The organism is Candidatus Roseilinea sp. NK_OTU-006 (genome assembly GCF_012931985.1).
GTDB lineage: Bacteria > Chloroflexota > Anaerolineae > J036 > Brachytrichaceae > JAAFGM01.
This window is the reverse complement of the sequence record NZ_JAAFGM010000014.1, coordinates 52269-71703: the sequence shown is the minus strand read 5'-3', so window position 1 is coordinate 71703 and position 19435 is coordinate 52269. Positions and strand designations below refer to the sequence as shown.

At 63.6% G+C, this 19435-nt stretch carries 11 protein-coding genes; 9 read left to right on the top strand and 2 right to left on the bottom strand.

Annotated features, from left to right (window positions below):
* Positions 1-306, top strand: a 306-nt coding sequence (locus tag GXH28_RS09270; RefSeq protein WP_169238743.1) for a hypothetical protein, incomplete at its 5' end; no start/stop codon positions are given.
* A gap of 107 nt (positions 307-413) precedes the next feature.
* Here the strand turns inward: GXH28_RS09270 and GXH28_RS09265 are convergent.
* Positions 414-3212, bottom strand: a complete 2799-nt coding sequence (locus tag GXH28_RS09265) for a tetratricopeptide repeat protein (RefSeq protein ID WP_169238742.1) — start codon at positions 3210-3212, stop codon at positions 414-416.
* Between the two features lie 253 nt (positions 3213-3465).
* On the opposite strand from GXH28_RS09265, the gene GXH28_RS09260 reads away from it, so the two are divergent.
* The 8 genes from GXH28_RS09260 to GXH28_RS16360 all read left to right on the top strand — a co-directional run bounded on the left by GXH28_RS09260 (position 3466) and on the right by GXH28_RS16360 (position 18671).
* A complete protein-coding gene (locus GXH28_RS09260) occupies positions 3466-4815 on the top strand; it encodes a glycoside hydrolase family 5 protein (RefSeq protein ID WP_169238741.1) in 1350 nt (449 codons plus the stop codon).
* 201 nt (positions 4816-5016) lie between these two features.
* A complete protein-coding gene (locus GXH28_RS09255; RefSeq protein WP_169238740.1) occupies positions 5017-10266 on the top strand; it encodes a DUF7507 domain-containing protein in 5250 nt (1749 codons plus the stop codon).
* A gap of 214 nt (positions 10267-10480) precedes the next feature.
* Positions 10481-11593, top strand: a complete 1113-nt coding sequence (locus GXH28_RS09250; protein ID WP_169238739.1) for a LamG domain-containing protein — start codon at positions 10481-10483, stop codon at positions 11591-11593.
* A 144-nt stretch (positions 11594-11737) separates the two neighbouring features.
* Positions 11738-12388 carry a transposase gene (locus tag GXH28_RS09245; protein WP_169238738.1) on the top strand — a complete coding sequence of 217 codons (651 nt, stop codon included), beginning with the start codon at positions 11738-11740 and terminating at the stop codon, positions 12386-12388.
* A 51-nt stretch (positions 12389-12439) separates the two neighbouring features.
* Positions 12440-13195 (top strand): hypothetical protein, encoded by a 756-nt coding sequence (locus tag GXH28_RS09240; protein ID WP_169238737.1) that lies wholly within the window; start codon positions 12440-12442, stop codon positions 13193-13195.
* A 16-nt stretch (positions 13196-13211) separates the two neighbouring features.
* Positions 13212-15257, top strand: a complete 2046-nt coding sequence (locus tag GXH28_RS09235; protein WP_206156780.1) for an outer membrane protein assembly factor BamB family protein — start codon at positions 13212-13214, stop codon at positions 15255-15257.
* A 10-nt stretch (positions 15258-15267) separates the two neighbouring features.
* Positions 15268-16674 carry a DNRLRE domain-containing protein gene (locus GXH28_RS09230; protein WP_169238736.1) on the top strand — a complete coding sequence of 469 codons (1407 nt, stop codon included), beginning with the start codon at positions 15268-15270 and terminating at the stop codon, positions 16672-16674.
* Between the two features lie 113 nt (positions 16675-16787).
* Positions 16788-18671 carry a S8 family serine peptidase gene (locus tag GXH28_RS16360; protein WP_169238735.1) on the top strand — a complete coding sequence of 628 codons (1884 nt, stop codon included), beginning with the start codon at positions 16788-16790 and terminating at the stop codon, positions 18669-18671.
* A 5-nt stretch (positions 18672-18676) separates the two neighbouring features.
* Here GXH28_RS16360 and GXH28_RS09220 read toward each other — a convergent pair whose 3' ends face one another.
* A complete protein-coding gene (locus tag GXH28_RS09220) occupies positions 18677-19369 on the bottom strand; it encodes a queuosine precursor transporter (protein WP_169238746.1) in 693 nt (230 codons plus the stop codon).
* Between the last annotated feature and the right edge of the window lie 66 nt (positions 19370-19435).

The window sequence follows — 19435 nt, the reverse complement described above, 5'->3', positions numbered from 1 at the left end:
AGCGGCAGCCTGCCGGTGACGGCGCGGGTGACGGACACGCTGGCGGTGAGCGCGACGCTGCTGAGCGCGACGCCGGGCTACGCGCAGAGCGGGCAGACGCTGGTGTGGAGCAATGTGGTGGTGCCGGCCGGCGGCACGGTGGTGCTGACGGTGACGGTGCGGGCGGGCAGCGGGCCGCTGCCGGGCGGCTACGTGCTGAACAACAGCGTGACCATCGGCGCGCACGATGGTGAGATCACGCGCAGCGCGCCGGCGGTGGACGTCGCGCCGTGGCGGGCGTATGTGCCGGCGGTGATGAGACCGTAAGGGTGCGTTGCGTTGTTGGGGCGCGCCTTGTGCGTGCCCGTTTCCCATGCGTTGGGACGCGCGTTGGGGTTCAAAGGGCGGTCGTGCATGACCGCCCTTTGCTCTTTTCAAGCCGGAGTAGAAGGTTCGCTGTTGGGCAAAACGGCGTGCGGCTGGCGTGTCTCAGGGTGCTGAAGCGCCTCCAGCCAGCCGGCCACTTCGTCGGCGCGATAGTGTTCGAGCGTGCGAAGGTCGCTCAGGCTAAGCTGGGCAAGCCGGCCCGCCTCGACCCAATCACCCTGATAGGCCTGAACGCGCGCCAGCCCAAAGCGGTGAAGCGCAGCCAAATCTGGGTAGTAATTCTGCCCGGCAATTTCCAGGCCGTGTGCAAAGATTGCGCCGGCCTCGGCGATCTGGCCCTGTGCCAGGCAGCACTCGCCCAACTCGACTCGCACGCTGGCCTTGTGCCAGGTCAGCCTGTTTTGCTCAGCCAGTTGAAGCGCCTGAAGCAGATGGCTGTGTGCTTGTTCCCAGCGTTTCTGCCGCATGTTCAATACACCGAGCGCGTGTTCCACCAGCGTCAGGTTGTGCAAACTGGCCAGATCATGGGCAATCGCGCGCGCCTCCTCGTAGTAGGCCTGGGCTTGTGCGTAGTCGTGTTTGTCCACGGCGATCACACCCAGCGCGATGAGCGCGTAGGCGATGCGATCGCGAAAGTCAATCTGTCGCGCCAGGGCCAGGCCGGCCTGCAGATGCCGGCTGGCCTCATCGTGGTCATTGCGCTGCCGCAGCAAAGCACCCAGATTAAGCAGTGCGTTGATCTCTGCCACCGGCTGCCCAAGCGCGTGGGCCAAACTCGCGCTTTGCACGAGAGTGGATTCGACCTCGTCATGGCGGCCGAGCTGGCCCAAGGCGGCTGTGCGTGTGTGTAGAATCTGTAAGCGCAACGCAGCCTGGTCCGGGGAGGGAGTCAAGTCAAGCGCCTGATCACAGATTTCTACGGTTTGCCGGGCGTTGCCGGCCAGCCAATGCGCCTGCGCCAGTGTTGCCAGCGCAGTCGGCAGCGCCTGCGGCGCTTCAGAGCGGGCATATTCAACCGTTTGTTGAAGCTGTGCAATCGCGCCGGCCACGTCATGATGCCAAAGCAACACCCGTCCGCGCTGAATATCAAGCTGGCAGCGCTCGGCCGGCCCGTGTAAGTGGAGCTGCCGTTCGGCCACATTCAGCAGGCGCTCAGCCAGCGCGCGCACCCCACGTCGATCGAGGCAGTCGAACAATGTCTGACAGAAGTGCGCGGCTGCCTCGGGCCAGTCCAGGTCAACAGATATCTGAGCAGCGGTCAGGGCGGCTGTCCATTGTGCGGGGGTCAGCGGGCATTGAGCCGGCGAGTACACCACGCGCATGGTGTGTTCAACCAGCGCGCGGCGGGCGCGCTCGCTGATGTGCGCCTGGGCTGCGTGTGGCTCGACCAAGCGCCAGTCGCGGATGGCCGCGTGAATGCTGTAAGAACCGTTGTCATGCTGGATCAAGCCGCTATCCACCAATCGGTCAAGGGTAGCCAGGGCTGATGGGGTGTCGGCGATGACCGCGCGCAACACACTCAGGGCTGTCTCTTCATCAAAGACGGCTGGTTTGGCCGGCAATTCACACAGAGCCAGAAGTCCTTGACGGTGCGCCTCGGGCAGAATGGACACGCTCAGCGCAATGCTTTCGCTCAGTGAGGCGTTGCCTGCTGTCAGACGATCTGTGCCCAACGGTAGGCGCAAGGCCAGGCGTGCCTTCGCGTCGCGCAGGGCCTTCAGCGCGGCTGCCACGCGGCGCGGCTGGCCGGCGTGAGATTCGTGCCGCAGATAGTGCCCGACCAGGGTGAGCGCCAGCGGTAACCCACCGCATGCTTCGGCCAGCGCGCGCATGTCGTCGTAGTGGTCGGCCAGCAAGCCGGGCGCAAGATTGTCCAGCAGTAACAGACTGTCTTCCAAGCTCAGATCAGGTATAGCGATACACCCGCGCGCCTCGGCGAAATTGACGGCCAGTTCGGGCAGTGTGGTGGAGAGCAAGTAAACACATTGCGCGTTGCCCACGAGCAGCGGCTCGACGTGCGCCATGTCCCAGACATCATTGAGCGCCAATGCCAACCGCCGTGTGCCGAGCGCCTGACGCACGATTTGCGCGCCTTGGTGCGGCGTCTTGGAGTGTTCGAGGTCGTGCAGGCCGACGCCAAGCGCTTGGCCCCACTCTGTCAGGATTGCCGATAGGTCTGGTTGTGGGCCAAGGGTAGCCCACAGCACGCCGTCGGGATAGTGCTTCCTGAGAAAGGGGGCGCTCGCGAGATGCGCCAGCAAGGCGCTTTTGCCGCTGCCCGGCAGACCGTGAAACGCCAGCCGGCGGCATCCAAACGTCAGCAGCGAGTCGGCCAGTTCAAGCAGCGCCTGGCGCCCGACGAACGGCCCGTGCGGGGCCGGGGCGGTATTGAGTGGGCCGGCCGGGGATGGCGCATCCGCCCTGCGCAACAGATCGCCCAGCGCGTCGAGCGCTTGTTGTAACGCGCGCCGGCAACTGACTGCCTCGACGCACAACATGCGCGCCACGTCCTCAAGCGCGCGACCTTCCAGATAGTGTTCGGTCAGTGCGATATAGCCGCGCCAGGCGCGGTCAGGGGGTGTGGTGGGTGCGCCGGCCGGCCGCAGACGTGCAATCGCTTCCAGCACGATTCCACGCAGAGCAGTTGGGGCGTCTTCTCCGCGTGCCTGCCGGCGTTGAGCAACAATTGGGCTGCGCGCCAGCGGATGCGCATTGAGTTCGGCCGGGTTGTGCCACGCGCGCAGCAAGCGACGCAGCGATTTGCGCCCATAGATGTCCTCTACGGCATCTTCTGCGCCGGAGCGTCTTGGCAGGGTCTTGCGGTGCGTCGTATGGTTTGTGGCCATTTTGTTGGCGCAATCAGTCATCCCCGCACGACACTCATTGTAGACCAATATCCTGAGAAGTGGGGGACATACGCCGCGCACGAGGGGAAACCATTCGTTGCCGCGGCGCGTCGGCGAGGGGGCAACGCCTGAGTGCAAATTGTGATCAAACTGTGAGCAAAATGCGCTGGACATTCTGCACGCTATTTGACAGCATATTTTTTATCGCATGAGTTGGCTTGCTCAAACCCAACGTGTTATTCCGGACGTGAAGATGAAGAACATACTGATTTTGGTGTCACTGGTGCTGGCAGCATGTAGCACAGCAGCCGGCGCGTCGCTGATGGCAAACGCGTCGTCCACTGTGCAGGCGGGGCGCGCCGGGCCGGCCCAGGGACCGACTGTCGTGCCGCGCGCGTGGGCGCCGCTGGTTGGGGCTGCCGTCACCGACACGCGGCCTGTGTTGAACAAGTGGGCGTTGTGGACGAACGGCGCGCAACTGCGCGGCGCGGACATTTGGCAACGCATTCGCGTGCCTGCCCTGGACCAAAACTATCTGGGGGATGGCTACATCGGCCCGCCCTATTCCCAGCAAGACTTTAACCGCCTGGCGCAGTTGGGCGCGAACTATGTGGTGCTGTCGGTGCCCGGCCTGTTCACCGAGCGCCCGCCCTATCAGCTCGATGTCAATGCGCAGACGCATCTGGATCAACTGCTAGAGCAAGCGCGGCTGGCCGATCTGTTTGCGGTGATTGCCTTTCGTACCGGGCCGGGGCGCAGCGACTTCACGTTTTACCGCGACGGCGCCGGGGTGTGGTATCCGCCGGAGTTGCTGATCGAAGATGTATGGACTAACCAAGCGGCGCAGGATGCTTGGGTGCAGATGTGGCGGCACACGGCCCAACGCTATCGGGGACATCCGGTGGTGGCGGGCTACGAGATCATGGTGGAGCCGAACGCGGATGAAGTGGCGTTGGACATCTACGATCCGCAGCAGTTCTATCCGCAGTATGCCGAGACGACGTATGACTGGAACCGCATGCACCGGCCCATTGTGCAGGCGATTCGCGAAGTGGACGCCGATACGCCCATTCTGTTGAGCGGGATGGGCTGGGGGTCGGTGTTTTGGTTGCCATATTTGCAGCCGGTGACGGCGACCCGCGTGGTGTATGCGGTGCATCAGTACATGCCGTTTTTGTACACGCACCAACCGGTCGGCGCGAACCGGCCTTACCCAGGTGTGTTTGATGTGGACTGGGACAACCAGCCGGACACGTTCAACTGGGGATGGATAGCGAACTATTTCAGCCGGCTGGACACATTTGCTGCGCAGCATCCAGGTCCGCAAACCGTGAGCGAATTTGGGGTGTCACGCTGGTCGCCGGGCGCAGCGGACTTTATGCGCGACCAGATGGATGACTTCGAGCGGCGCGGCATGAATTATGCGATCTGGGTGTGGGACTCGACCTGGGAGCCGTGGCGAACCTGGGGCAGCAAGGCAATGAATTATCTGTTTGGGCCGGACCCGGCCAACTACACCGAAGTGCCGAACGCCACGATGACAGTGATTGTGCAGGCATGGGGGCGCAACACATTGCGACCGTCGCAGTTTAGGCAGCCCTAACGTATGCCTGTGGGTGACAAGGGGAATCGAATTGACGATGTCCGGTTTTGGCCCTGATTTTGTCCTATTTGTGACCTTGCGCTGCCACGCCTGAAGGTATTAGATTGTCGCGTGATGGCTGCGCAGGCGGGCCATCGCTCAAAGATGTGCAGCGGTTGCGCTGCTAAGAACAGGCTAGATATGCCGAAGGAGGTAAAAGCAATGCAAACGCGACGACGATTGGGTTTAGTGTTGGCCGGCGGGGTGCTGCTGGCCAGTGTGTGGGGCGCGACGCCGGCCCGGCCGGCGCTCTCGGCGCCCCAGGCGCCGGCGGCGTCGGCCACGTTGTATCCGGGCGGCTCTGTGGTGAGCGGCTACCTGGAGACAATCTGGGGTGGCTCAGGCAGCGCACGCGTGCTTGCCCCTCAAACTTTCCTGTTTGGGAACGGCATTCCTGCGCCAGACTTGAACATCCAGGCGCTGCAAGGGGGCGGCAGCAACTCCTGGCGGGCAACGAATATCTCAGGTGGATCGGTACAGTTCACCGGTGGCGCCTTGCGGATTTACTCGCCGCCCAGCGGTCAAACCGGATGGCACTTTTCAACAGCATACAACGCAGCAGCCTGTTTTGGCGGATGTTTGGGTGGCGCAACGGGCGTCTCGATTCTGGGAACGCCCAATCTCGTTCTACAGTATCGGTTAAATACTGGAGACTTGATCCTTGGCAATGGATCCATTACCGTCTTTGGAGTCAATCAGGTGCATCTTTCCCCAGCACGATGGGTGGCGGTAGAGGTGATGGTGCCAAACGCCGGATTGGTGCAAGCCCGCATGCGTTGGGATGCAGGAGGTTTAGTTCAAGCGTCTGCTCCAGTGGATGCCTGCCCGAATTACGCAACATATGGTGTTGCTTACCGTCTGGCAGTCAATGGGAATGGCAGCGTAGATGGCTATGTTCGTTGCGCTAACGCTGTGGTCAATGACTGGGATGCTTACGGCGGTACTAAGATGGAGCAATACGTCGGCACAGCTCCGGCCGGCACGCTGCTGGTTGGCTCCGGATATCTGGTCAATGTGAATGCCTATGGCGGACAAACCTCGGCTACTCAGATGACGCTCAATTACCTGAAAAATCTCAACTCGGCCGCAGCCACTAGTTCGGGCCAATATGCCAGCTCGGTGATAGATGGCGGTTTCGGCGCGCAGTGGACATCGGTTACCTGCTCAGGGGTGCAAACCTACGGCAGTGGCGCCGGCAACTTGGATGTGTATTATCGAATCTGGGACAGCGCTGCGCCAGGCTGGAGCTACCTGGGCACATGCAACAGCGATGGGACGTTGAGCATCCCCGGTGCGCCACGCGCGCGTTACTTCCAAGCCTTGTTTGGGTTGAACGAAGGGAGCAATGGATATCGCCGGCTGGGCGGCGCATCGGTGAACTACAACCCAGACACAACTGCGCCGACATGCACGGTCAGCCCTGCTCCGAATCCAGGATCATGGGTGAGCGGCAACACGAGCGTGACGGTGACCTGCACCGACAACGAAGCGTTGATGCCGAATGGGTCTGCCTCGCAGAACTATGGTCACACATTGAACCCTAACCAGGGGGGGCAAACGGTGAGCGGCACGGCGTGTAACCGGAACAACACGTGCGTGAACTACTCTTATTCGCCCTACAACCGCGACAGCGCTGCGCCCAACGCGCCGAGTCTGAGCCTGAGTGGGTTCAGTGCGGGGAGCTGGAATCCGAGCACGCTGAACGTGGGGAACAATGGGGACAACGGGCCGTCTGGCGTGAGCGCGATCCAGTGCAGCATCAACGGCGGGGCGTGGGGCGCGTGTCCGAGCAATGTGAGCGGCTACGGGCATGGGACGACGATTGTGGCGCGCGCGGTGGACAACGCCGGCAACGTGAGCGGGAACAGCAACACGGTGACCATCCAGCGCGACACGCAGGCGCCGGCCACGGCGATCGGGGCGATTACGCCGGAATACCGCAACACGCCGCCGCAACTGTTCTACGCGCCCACCGGCGACGGCGGCAGCCCGTTCAGCGTGGTGCGCTTGCTGCGCCGCGCCGGCCCAACCGATCCGTGGACGGACAGCGGCGCGCTGAGCAACGGCATGAGCTGGACGCCGCCGGGGCAGGGGCGCTGGTATGTGGCGTCGAAGGTGACGGACGAGGCGGGCAACGTCGAGGCCGATCCAGGCGGGACAACCGACGATGCAACGTTCTTCTACGACACGGTGGCGCCAAACGCGCCGGCGGTGTTGAGCGTGGGGCCGGCCAACAGCCGCACGCCGAACGTGACCTGGAGCGCAAGCGCCGATCCGGGCGAGCCGGCCACTGGGTCTGGGGTGCAGACATATCGGGTGTTCATCCTGCGCCCGGACAACAGCATGGTGACGCAGTATGACGTGACGGCGCCGACGACAAACGGGACGGTGAATGTGGCGCTGGACGATGGCAATTACATCGCGCGGGTGGTGGCGATTGACCGGGCGGGCAACCAGAGCGCGGCGAGCGCGAGCTACCCGTTCAGCGTGGATTCCACATCGGTGTTTGCGGGGCGGGTGTATAGCGACGTGGCGCCGCTGGGGCAGTATGGGGGCGAGAGCGGCGTGGCAGCGGTGCCGGTGACGCTGACGCAGCCGACGAGCGCGATCAGCACCACCACGACCGACGCGCTGGGGAACTACAGCTTTGGTGGGCTGGAGGCGACCGGGTATTACACGGTCAGCATCGAGACGCCGGCCGGCTATGTGCGGACGACTCCGGATCAACGGCGGCGGCTGGCGGTGATCGGCAGCGACTTCACAGACATTCACTTTGGGCTGCGCTACATCGGCAACCAGGACACACAGTATCTGTGGGTGGATGCGCAGTGCGAGGATGGACAGCCGTTCCCGCTGGCGCCGTTCATGGTAGAAGGGCCTGGGCTGAACACGCTGGAAGCGACCGATGGCGGGGGCGGCTGGGCGACAGAGGTGAGCCAGCCTGGGGTGTATACGGTGACGCTGATGGATGCGGGGCTGGAGTTGGTGGCGCCCGGCAATGTCAACCCGGTGGCGGTGACGGTGCCGGCGGGTGGTTCGGGCGGGGCGGCGTTTGTGCTGCGCTGCTCGGAGATTGCAGATGGCCGCGGGGGAATGGTGGTGCGGCTGTACAACGCGGACAACCCGGCAGCGACGGCGAGCCTGTTTGCCGGCCAGGCGGTGACGGCCAGCAACGGGGTGAGCGTGCTGGTGGGCACGACGAACGCGGCCGGCTACGTGACGTTCACAGGGCTGATCTCCGGGACGTGGGTGGTGACGGCGCCGCAGCTTAGCGGGCAGGCGCTGGTGGCGCCGGGGTGGCAGGCGTATGTGCAGGCGGTGAACGTGGTGGCGCCGCTGGCCGGTCATGTTCGGTATGGCTATCGCGCGCAGAACGACGCCACGCCGGTGGCGAAGGTGAGCGAAGACCTGGATGCGAACGGCGGGTTGTACGTGGGCGACGCGGTGCGCTACACGCTGGCGGTGACGAACAACACAGGGATCACGCTGACCAACGTGCGCATCACCGACGTGCTGCCGGTGGGTCTGCAGTTCAACGGCATCGAATCGGTGACGCCGGCGGGGTGCAACGCCGGGGAGTCGAGCGGCGTGGTGCTGGGTTTGTGTCCGGCGCTGGGGTCTGGCCAAGCGATGCGGGTGGTGTTCACGGCGACGGTGACGGCGGCGGGGCAAAACATTACGAATACCTTTACGTGGAGTGCGGATGAGTTGGCCGGCGAGCAGCCGGGCGGCAGTTGTGTCAACGCCCCGTGCGGCAGCGCTCAGCCGGAGCCAAAGGCGCGGCTGAACAAGCGAGGCGAGGACATCACCAGCAACGATGGGTTCTTCACAGGCGACACGCTGCGCTATACCCTGCGCTTCACCAACACCATGGCCATTACGCAGACCAACGTGCGGATCACCGATGTGTTGCCGATCCAGCTCACGCTGGCTGGTGTACAGCCGCCGGCGACCTGCACCGACCAGAGCAGCGGGAACACGGCTGCTGTGCTGTGCCCTGAGGTAGCACCATCGGCGGGTGTGGTCGTGGTGATTACGGCGACGGTCAATGCCTCTGCCGCCGGCCAGACAATCACCAACACGTTTACGTGGAGCAGCGATCAAGGCAATGGCAACCTGCCGGGTGGATGTGTGAATGCGCCGTGTGACAACGACGATCCCTACTGGCCTCCGGAGCCGCCGATTGGGCCGTTGCAGGCCGACAAAGTGGCTGAGGACGCGACCGACAACGGCGGGCTGTATGTGGGCGACACCGTGCGCTACACGCTCACGGTGACCAACACCAATGCGATCACGCTGACCAACGTGCGCATCACCGACAGCTTGCCGGCCGGTCTGGTGTTGGTAGCGGTGGAGAGCGTGAGCGCCGGGTGCACCGATCAGAGCACGGGCAACACAGTGCAGATACTGTGTGCTGCGTTGTCTGCAGGCGACACAGCCCGCGTGGTCTTTACTGCGCATGTGCAACCCGAGGCGGCAGGGCAGACGTTGGTCAACCGCTTCCGTTGGACGGCGGAGCAATGGCCGTTGCCCGATAATGTGTCGAACGACTGCGCGAATGCGCCGTGCGGCAGCAGCGATCCACAGCGGGGCAGCACCGGGCGCAAGCTGGGCGTGGGTGAACTGAGCGAGAATGCGCCGGTGACCTACACGTTGGCGGTGACCAACCAGACCGGCGTGGCGCTGACGAACTTGCTGATCACCGACGTGCTGCCATCACAGTTACAACTGAGCAGTGTCAGCGTGCCGAGCGGCTGCGTTGACAATAGCGCCGGCAACACGGTTCAGGTGAGCTGCGCCAGCTTGCCGGCCGGCCAGTCGGTGGAGGTCACAGTATATGCCGTTGTGGTGAGCGCCACCGGGACTGTGGTCAACAGCTTTACCTGGACGGCGGACAACTTGGGGCCGGATAGGCCGGTGGAGTGTTGGGACTTGCCGTGCGACAGTGAGGACCGGCCCGACTTGGACAATATCGAGACGGCCAAGGTCGGCAGTGCAGCGATGGCGCGGGTGGGCGAGCTGATCACCTACACCTTGACGCTGAGCAACAGCGGGAACGTGACCGCGACGGCCACGGTGACCGACGTGCTGGACGGACGGCTGACGTTGGAAGCAGCCTCTCCGACGCCAGACGCGACTAGCGGCGGTGTGCTGGTGTGGCAGAACGTGAGCGTGCCGCCTGGCGAGCAGGTAGTGATGACGGTGACGGTGCGCGCTGGGGCGAATACGTCGCTGGCCCAGTCCTACACGGTGGTCAACGCGATGCAGGTGAGCTACCGCAACACCGCGTTGACCCGTCAGGCAGGCGAGGTCGAGATCATGCCGTGGCGCGCCTTCATACCGATTGCCATGCGTCCACCAGAGCTGACGCCGCGTGTGTATCTGCCTGTTGTGTTACACCCGATGCAATAAATAAGGCGTGCCCACCAAACGGGGCGGATGTCTCTTATCCGCCCCGTTTGGTCTGTGCTGCAAAACCGATCTTCGCAATGTCACCCTTACACCAAAAGGAGCGAGAGCGAGTAAGATGTGGCAACACACAACAGTGAATCATCACTCGTTTGCCGCTCAAATCGCTGTGTGCTTTGGCGCCGGCATGTTGGGCCGATGAAGACAGGGGCTGGCCATGAAGATTCGCGCACAAGTGGGCTTTGTCCTGATAAGTTCTTGGCTGGTGTGCGCTGCGTTGTTCGTCGCAGCGATGGCGGATCGCGCCTGGCCGGCCCAACCGGCCTCCGCCGGCCCGCCGCTCATGGATGCCAGGCGCGTCTGGGCCGCCGCCGCAGATACAACGCTCACGCCGCGCGCCTGGCTGCCGATTGTGCAGCATGACGCGGCCGGGCCGACGCCCACACCTACGCCGACCCCGACGCCGACGAACACGCCCACGCCCACGCCGACGCCAACCAACACCCCAACGCCCACCCCGACGCCGACCAACACCCCAGCCGGCGCGACATATGCGTTGCGTTTCTTCGGCACCGGCAGCGGCGACATTGATCGCGTCAAAATCCCCATGAGCAACACGCTCGGCGTCTCGTTGCCGGTCAACATCGGCGCTGCCGACTTCACGCTGGAGTTTTGGTTGCGCTTCGCCCCCGGCGAGAACACCAGCGGCACGTGCAACGAGGGCGAGGACGCCTGGATCAACGGCAACATCATCTTCGACCGCGACATCTTCGGCGCGCCCGACTACGGCGACTTTGGCGTCTCGCTCTACGGCGGACGGATTGCCTTCGGCGTGCACAACGGCAGCGCCGGCTACAGCATTTGCAGCACGACCACCCTGGCGGCCAACCAGTGGCACCACATCGCCGTCACCCGCCGCACGACCGGCGAAATGCGCATCTTCATCAACGGCGCGCTGTCGCGCAGCTACAACGGGCCGGCGGGCAACATCTCGTATCGCGTGGGGCGCAGCGTGCCCTGGCCCAACGAGCCGTATCTGGTGATCGGCGCGGAGAAGCACGACTACGACCCGAACACGTATCCGTCGTTCAGCGGATGGGTGGATGAAGTGCGCATGTCGAACGTGGTGCGTTACACGGGGGCGTTCACGCCGCCTAGCGCGCCCTTTGCGCCGGACGCAAACACCGTGGGCTTATATCACTTTGACGAGGGCAGCGGGACGACGGTGCTGGATAGCTCCGGCGCCTCCGGCGGGCCGAGCCACGGCCAGCGCCGGGTGGGCGGGCCGAACAACGGGCCGGTTTACGACGCCCTTGTGAAACGTTTTTGAGCACAACGTAATCCAGGCTTCAGCCTGCGCCACTGCAACGTAGCACGGGCGTAACCCAGGCTTGAGCCTGTGAAGCCTGTAAAAGGCTGAAGCTGAAGCTCGTGTTACAGTCTGTGGCGTCGCCAACAAGCTAAGAGTTCGCTCATGAGCGAGACGTTTTACCGTCGTAACTTGCCACACTACCATCCGCCGGATGCCACATACTTTGTCACTTTTCGCCTGGCGGGCAGTCTGCCGCAGCAGGTTCTCGAACGCCTGCGGCAAGCATACGAACAAGAAGAGACCTTGCTACGGCAGCGTCTTCAAGGTCAACTCCTGGGTGAGGAAATCTACAAACTCCAAAAGCAAATCTTTGCCCGCTACGATGCCGCTCTCGACCAAGCCGCCAGCGGACCTCATTGGCTTGCTGACCCATGCCTGGCAAACGTCGTCGCTCGTGAGATCCGCGCCTTGCATCCGACGCACTATGCCCTGTTAGCCTATTGCATCATGAGCAACCATGTCCACCTCCTACTCGACTTACAGGGTATCCCTGATCCGCCGCGCCTGGCTTCAGGCCAACACCACACACCCTTGAACCATGCCTTGCGCTTGCTCAAGGGTCGCACGGCGCGATTTTGTAATCAGATGTTAGGCCGCAGTGGACCATTCTGGAACCCGGAGAGTTACGATCACGTGGTTCGAGACAAAAAAGAATGTGAGCGCATCATTGCCTACATCATCAACAACCCCGTCAAAGCCGGCCTGGTAAAACATGCAGACGATTGGCCTTTCACCTATGTTGCAGAGACGTAACGCAGGCTTCAGCCTGCTACGACCTGCGACAGCCTGTTACAGGCGCGCGGCATGACGCAGAACTCCGGCCTGTTGCGAGCAATGGGCACGCCGGCTAAAGCCGATGCTACGACCTGCGACAGCCTGTTACAGGCGCGCGGCATGACGCAGAACTCCGGCCTGTTGCGAGCAATGGGCACGCCGGCTAAAGCCGATGCTACGACCTGCGACAGCCTGTTACAGGCGCGCGGCATGACGCAGAACTCCGGCCTGTTGCGAGCGATGGGCACGCCGGCTAAAGCCGGTGCTACGACCTGCGACAGCGCGTTACAGGCGCGCGGCATGACGCAGAACTCCAGCCTGTTGCAAGCGATGGGCACGCCGGCTAAAGCCGATGCTACGACCTGCGACAGCCTGTTACAGGCGCGCGGCATGACGCAGAACTCCAGCCTGTTGCAAGCGATGGGCACGCCGGCTAAAGCCGATGCTACGACCTGCGACAGCGCGTTACAGGCGCGCGGCATGATGCAGAACTCCGGCCTGTTGCAAGCGATGGGCACGCCGGCTAAAGCCGGTGCTACGACCTGCGACAGCCTGTTACAGGCGCGCGGCATGACGCAGAACTCCAGCCTGTTGCAAGCGATGGGCACGCCGGCTAAAGCCGGTGCTACGACCTGCGACAGCGCGTTACAGGCGCGCGGCATGACGCAGAACTCCAGCCTGTTGCAAGCGATGGGCACGCCGGCTAAAGCCGGTGCTACGACCTGCGACAGCGCGTTACAGGCGCGCGGGCTGGAGCCTGTGTCACGGTCTACCACGAACACGTGATAATGGGCAAGAACAAATGAAGAAAATCAGCCTGCTGGCCTTATTGGTCTTTTCGGTCCTGTTGGGGTTCCGCATCGTGATGAGGGATGCCTCCGCTGTTGCTCCAGCTCAGGCAACACCTACCCCATCGCTGCTTTACCTGCCTCTGACACTAAAGAGCGGCGGCGCGATCACCGAATGGAACCAGCACGCCCACGACGCTCAGCGCACCGGCTATGCGCCGCAAGCGCCGGCCTACCCTTGGAAGCTGCGCTGGATTTGGAACGGCGTGTCGCCCAGCGGCGGCGTGAGTAAAGTGACCACCGGGGGCACGCTGCCACGCAATGTCCAGCCGGTTACCGGCGAGGGGCGAGTATATATCGCCGCCGGCAACGACGGCGTGTTTGCCCTCAGCGAAACCACCGGCCAGCAGCTCTGGCAGCGCAACGGCATCGGCGATGTGCGCTCCACCGTCGCCTACGACCCCGACACGCAATCCGTCTTTGTCGTCTCGGCCAACGGCCGGCTGTATAAACTGCGCGCCTCCGACGGCACAGTGCTTGCCCAGTTCATCACCGACCAGGCCAATGCATTGCCGTTGCCGCCGGCCCTGTTCGGCGACCGTGTCGTGTTTGCGATGGGCCGGCGCGTCCATGCCGTGAACAAGCTCACCCTGCAGGGCGTCTGGACCCACACCGTCGCCAGCACGCTCACGGTGGCCGTGCCGCCGGCCTACTCGCCCTCGCGAGACCTGATCTTTGTCGCCACCGAGCCAGACCTGTTCGTGCGCGCCATCCGCAACAGCGACGGCGGGCAACAGTGGGCCAGCCGGCCCGTGCCTGCCGGATGCAACTTCGGCGACCCAACCCAGTTCCGTTACGGCTGGCCGGTGGTGGCCGAGAACGCCGGCTATGTGCTGGTCAAGGTGCGCCTGCCCTGGCAACGGTTGTGGATAGACTGGCCACAGACCAATGCCGGCATGCGCCAGTTGTTGCAGGATAACCCTTGCCACCGCGCGCTGTTTGCGCTGGACCTGGACGATGGCGGCGTCCCCTTCATCGCCAACGTGGGGCATGGCGGCTACGGCGACAACGATTACCTGCCGATGGGGCCGCAGCCGGTGGTTAAGCGCCTGCCCAGCGGCAAAGACGTGGTGTACATCATCATTCGCGCCAAACATGCGTACGACGAGCGCTGGGATTCGCACTTTGGCGAGATGGTGCTGGACAGCAGCACGGTGAGCGGTTTGCAGGCCGGCGACGTGCGTTTCATCGCCTTCGACTGGCCGCCCGGTGATAGCAACCCTTACCTGCTCACCGACGAGCAGCCCAACGTCAGCGTGGCCGGCGACTACCTGTTTGGCGGCCACTGGGAGGCCGGCTTCGCGTTGCGCATCCTCGACCGCTCCGACGTGCGCGGCAGCTTCAGCAACAAGATCACCTCGCAGCGCCTCTCGACCGTAGCCACGTCGCAGGATGTCGGCGGATGCACCTTCAATGCCGCCACGCACTACTGCGCCGCTGGCCTGTACAACACGCGCCCCTACGACTTCGGCTTCTACATCTACTACGGTCAGGGTTCGGTGTACGACCAGTACTGGAGCGAGTACGCCACCTGGGTGGTGAGCAACGATGCCCTCTACTTCCGCAGCGCCGATGGCGCGATCGTGGCGCTCACCAGCGGCAACCCGCAGATGCCCATGGCGCAATCTGCAGATCACGTGCGCGATGTCCATCGCACCGTCAACACCCCATCGCCATATCTGCAATCCCAAATCTCAAATCCGAAATCCACAATAGACTATGCCGAAGCGCGCGCTTGGGCCGGCCAGACGGTGACGGTGACCGGCGCGCTGCGCTACGTGTTCAACAACGGCAAGCAAGTGTTGCTCGGCTTCAGCAACCCGCATCAGGGCAGCTTCAAGGCGATCATCGCCCGCGAGCACTGGCGCAACTTCCCCGCTCCGCCGGAGCAGATGTATCGCGTCGGCCAGTGGGTGGCGATTGTGGGGACGATCGGCTGGTATCAGGGCGACCCGGCGATTCGCGTCGCCAAGCCCCAACAGGTTCAACAGATTCGATAGTGTGTCACAGATGTCTCGCCTACGCCATTACGGCGCATTCTTGGCAGCGCTGCTGATGCTCGCCGGCGCACAATCGGTGCGCGGCCAGGGCACCACGCTCTTTCTCCCGATTGTGCAGGGGCCGAGCTGCGGCGGGGCGCGCTCGCCGCGCATCAACATCCCCGGCTTCGGCAACGCCGCGATTCCTTTTGCGCAAACGGCGATTGCCTGGTTCGGCCAGCTCTCGCCCGATAGCAACTACGCCGACATCCGCGCGGGCTACAACAACGCACAGCTCTACGTGTACTTTGCCGTGTTCGACCGCCATCTGTGGCACGACACCGCACCCGCGCCGGGCACTTTGACCCAGTGGGATGCCGTGACGCTGCTGATTGACACCGCCGGCGGCAGTGTGCTCTCTGCTTCCTCGTGGCGCTTTGTGGCGCAGCTCTCCGGCGATCCTGATCCGGCCTATCGTGCCGCCTACCGCGGCAACGGGTCGGGCTGGCAGGCGGTGAGCGCATCCTTTCAGGCTGTACCCGGCTGGCGCGGCAATGCGCTCAACGACAACAGCGATACCGACCGCGGCTGGGCGATGGGGTTCACCATTCCATTTAGCAGCCTCGGCTTAAGCGGCCCGCCGGCATTGGGAACGCAATGGCGCATTGCCGCCATCTTGCACGACCGCGACGCCCAGGTCGGCCCGCCGCTGGCCGATCAGCGCTGGCCTTCGGCCATGGCGCCGGACACGCCGCAGTGTTGGGGGTGGTTACGCTTTGGGCTGCCCGCATATGCCACAATCGGCACGCCGAGCGGCTATGCCCTCATCCGCCGCCCTACACAGACCAGCCCGTTGGTGCCCGATGCCGACGTGGGCGGTACAAGCAGCAACCAATGCCCGGGCAATGATGCCTACATCTGGCCGCAATGGGCCAACGCCAATTACGGCAGCGCGCCCGATTTCAACATTCAGAACCAATCGGATGTGGCCGATTGGCCATGCTTTTCCAAGTACTTCATCACTTTTCCGTTGACGGCCATCCCGCCCGGCAAGACGATCCTCTCGGCTACGCTCACCTTGTACCAGTTCGGTAATTCAGGCGGAGCATCAGCGCCATCCTCGTGGATTCAAGTATTGCTGGTAAACGGCGCTTGGCAAGAGCACACCCTCACCTGGAACAACGCCCCGCCCTTCGAGGAGAACGTTGGCGGTGCGTGGGTGCCGCCCATTATCAACTTCCCCGGCTGGCCGGGTGTGCCGCGGGTGTGGAATGTATCCTATGCCGTCGCCACGGCCTACGCGCGCGGCGAGCCGCTGCGCCTGGCGCTCTACAGCGCCGACTCCGATTACCACACCGGCAAATACTTTGTCTCGTCGGATACTGGGGATTGGAACACTGCTGGCCGGCCGCGCTTGGAGGTGTGGTGGCGCGACTGAACCACGCGGCGGTGGCGCGGAGTCGCGTGGGCGTCACAACCTGCGCTTGCCTTTCCGGCAGCGCGCCCTTTTGCCTGGCAAAGGCAACCGGCCAGGTATAGAATTCCTTATCGGTGAAGCGCTTCCGTCTCTTCATCACCTCGGCGCTCTGCCTGGCCATGCTCACGGCCTGGCGGTTGCCCGCGTTACCCGAACCGCCGCCCAGCGTCTCAGCCCGAGCCTGGGCAGCGACTGCGGTTCGAGGTGCCGTTGCCGATGTAATCGTCACACTGCCCGGCTACCCCGACCTTTCACCCTCTCGCGCATTGCGCACAAAGCGCGAGAAGACCCGCTTCGTCGTCCGAGCGCTGCAAACGCACGCCGAGCGCGCTCAGGCGCGACTGCGTGCCGACCTCGCCGCGCGCGGCCTCGACTTCTTCTCCCTATGGATCACCAACCAAATCGTCGTCCGGCGCGTAGACCGACCGACGCTGCGTTGGCTGGGAACGCGGAGCGACGTCATCCACGTTGACCTGGACGAGCGAACGCGCGGTCTTGTCAATAATCAGACCCAGCACTGGCGCCCGAAATCTTACGCTACGCTGACCTTTCCTTATTCTCCAACTACAATCGAATGGGGTGTCCAGCGGGTAAACGCGCCACAAGTCTGGGCCATGGGGTACACCGGCCAGGGTATCGTCGTCGCCAACCTAGACACCGGGGTGCGCTGGGATCACGATGCGCTCAAACTCCACTACCGCGGCTGGAACGGCGTCACCGTCACCCACGACTATCACTGGTTTGACGCTGCACCCGAAGACGGCAATCCACCCTCGCTTACGCCGGTGGATCTGAACGGACATGGCACGCACACCACCGGCACCGCGGTCGGCGATGACGGGATGGGCAACCAGATCGGCGTCGCTCCCGGCGCCCAATGGATCGCCTGTCGCAACATGGCCGGCCCAAGCGGCATCGGCAGCGTGGCGCGCTACATCGCTTGCTTTCAGTTCGCGCTCGCGCCAACCGATGTGAACGGCAATTTCCCCGACCCTGACCGCAGCGCCGACATCACCAGCAATTCCTGGGCTTGCGATCCAGCTTACGGCGAGATCGGTTGCGACGTGCCCACTGCGCTCGTCACCGCAACCCAGGCGCTGCGCAATGCAGGCATCATGGTGATCGCATCGGCGGGCAACAGCGGCCCGAGCTGCGAAACGGTGAGGCTCGCGCCGGCCACGCTGGATCAGGCGTTTACGATCGGCGCGACAAACGGCAGCGACGCCATCGCCGGCTTCAGCAGCCGCGGCCCCTCGTGGCTCACCGGGCGCATCAAACCGGATATCGTCGCGCCTGGCGTCGGCGTGCGTTCGGCGTGGTCGTCTTCGACGAACAGCTACGGCTTCTCCAGCGGCACCAGCATGGCTGCCCCCCATGTCGCCGGCGTCGTGGCGCTGCTGTGGTCAGCCGTCCCCGACCTGCGCGGCGAAGTCGAGACGACCGAAATGCTCTTGCGCTCCACAGCACGACCACTTACCAGCAGTGAAACGTGCGGGGGCGTGCCGGGCTCGGCCTGGCCCAACAACACTTACGGCTACGGCCTGGTGGATGCACTCGCTGCCGTGAACGTTGCGTTGAGCGCGCCCGTCGTGACAGCGCCTGCTTTTGTGCCTGTGAACCAGCCTTTCACAGTCGTCATCAGCGCGACCAACATCACGCCGATCACGCGCACCGGCGTTGTCATCTCGAGCAGCCTGCCGACGACCTTGACGCTCATCTCGTCCGAGCCGCCGGGGATAGTGAGCGGCAACGTCATTTCCTGGACTTTCCCCAGCCTCGCGCCGTCGGCCACGCTCACCGTGTCACTGACCGTCAGTGCGGCGCTGCCCGGCCCGATCACGCACCAGGCCTATCTTCGCTTCAACGGGCTGCCGTCGCCCATTCTCGGCAAAACCGCTACGACGATCCTCCTGAATCGCCGGTTGATCTTCCCCCTGATCCGACGCGATTCGGATTAAGGCGGCTATGCGCGATCTATCGCAATGCGAAAGGGGTTGAAGTCGGTCTGTGCGTCGTAGGCATCCACACCCTCGGCGCGCTTGAGCCGGCCGACGAACACATAGGTCACCGGTGTGAACAGCACCTCGATGCCGACCTTGAAGACGTAGTTCGACGCAACGATATCCCACAACACCTCCGCGCTCATCGCGCCGGCGAACGCAACCATCACAAAGAGCAAGGTATCTACGGCTTGACCGACAATCGTTGAGCCGATGGTGCGCGTCCATAGCCAGCGCCCCTGCGTCATGACTTTCATACGGGCCAACACGAAGGCGTTGGAGAATGCGCCGGCCCAGTAGGCGATGAGCGAAGCAAGCACAATGCGCGGTGTGCTGCCAAGCACAGCGTTATACGCTCCCATGCCGACGCGGCTCGACCATTCTGCTTCGCCCGGCAACAAGCCGACAAGCCAAACCGTCAGGCTGAAGAGTGCAGCAGCGATGAAGCCGATCCAAATGACCCGCCGCGAAGCCGAGTAGCCATACACCTCGGTCAGCACGTCGCCGAAGATGTAGCTCAGTGGGAAGAGCAACGTGCCGCCGTCGAAGGTGAACGGGCCGAGCGTGACGATCTTGGCCGACGAGGCCAGGTTACTGATGATGAGCACAGCGACGAACGTGCCGACCACGACGTCGAGATACTTATACGGGCGCATCATTGCAACGAGATCAACCCGACAGCTCGACTACGAGGGCGACCCGACGGGAGGCCAGAAAAAGAG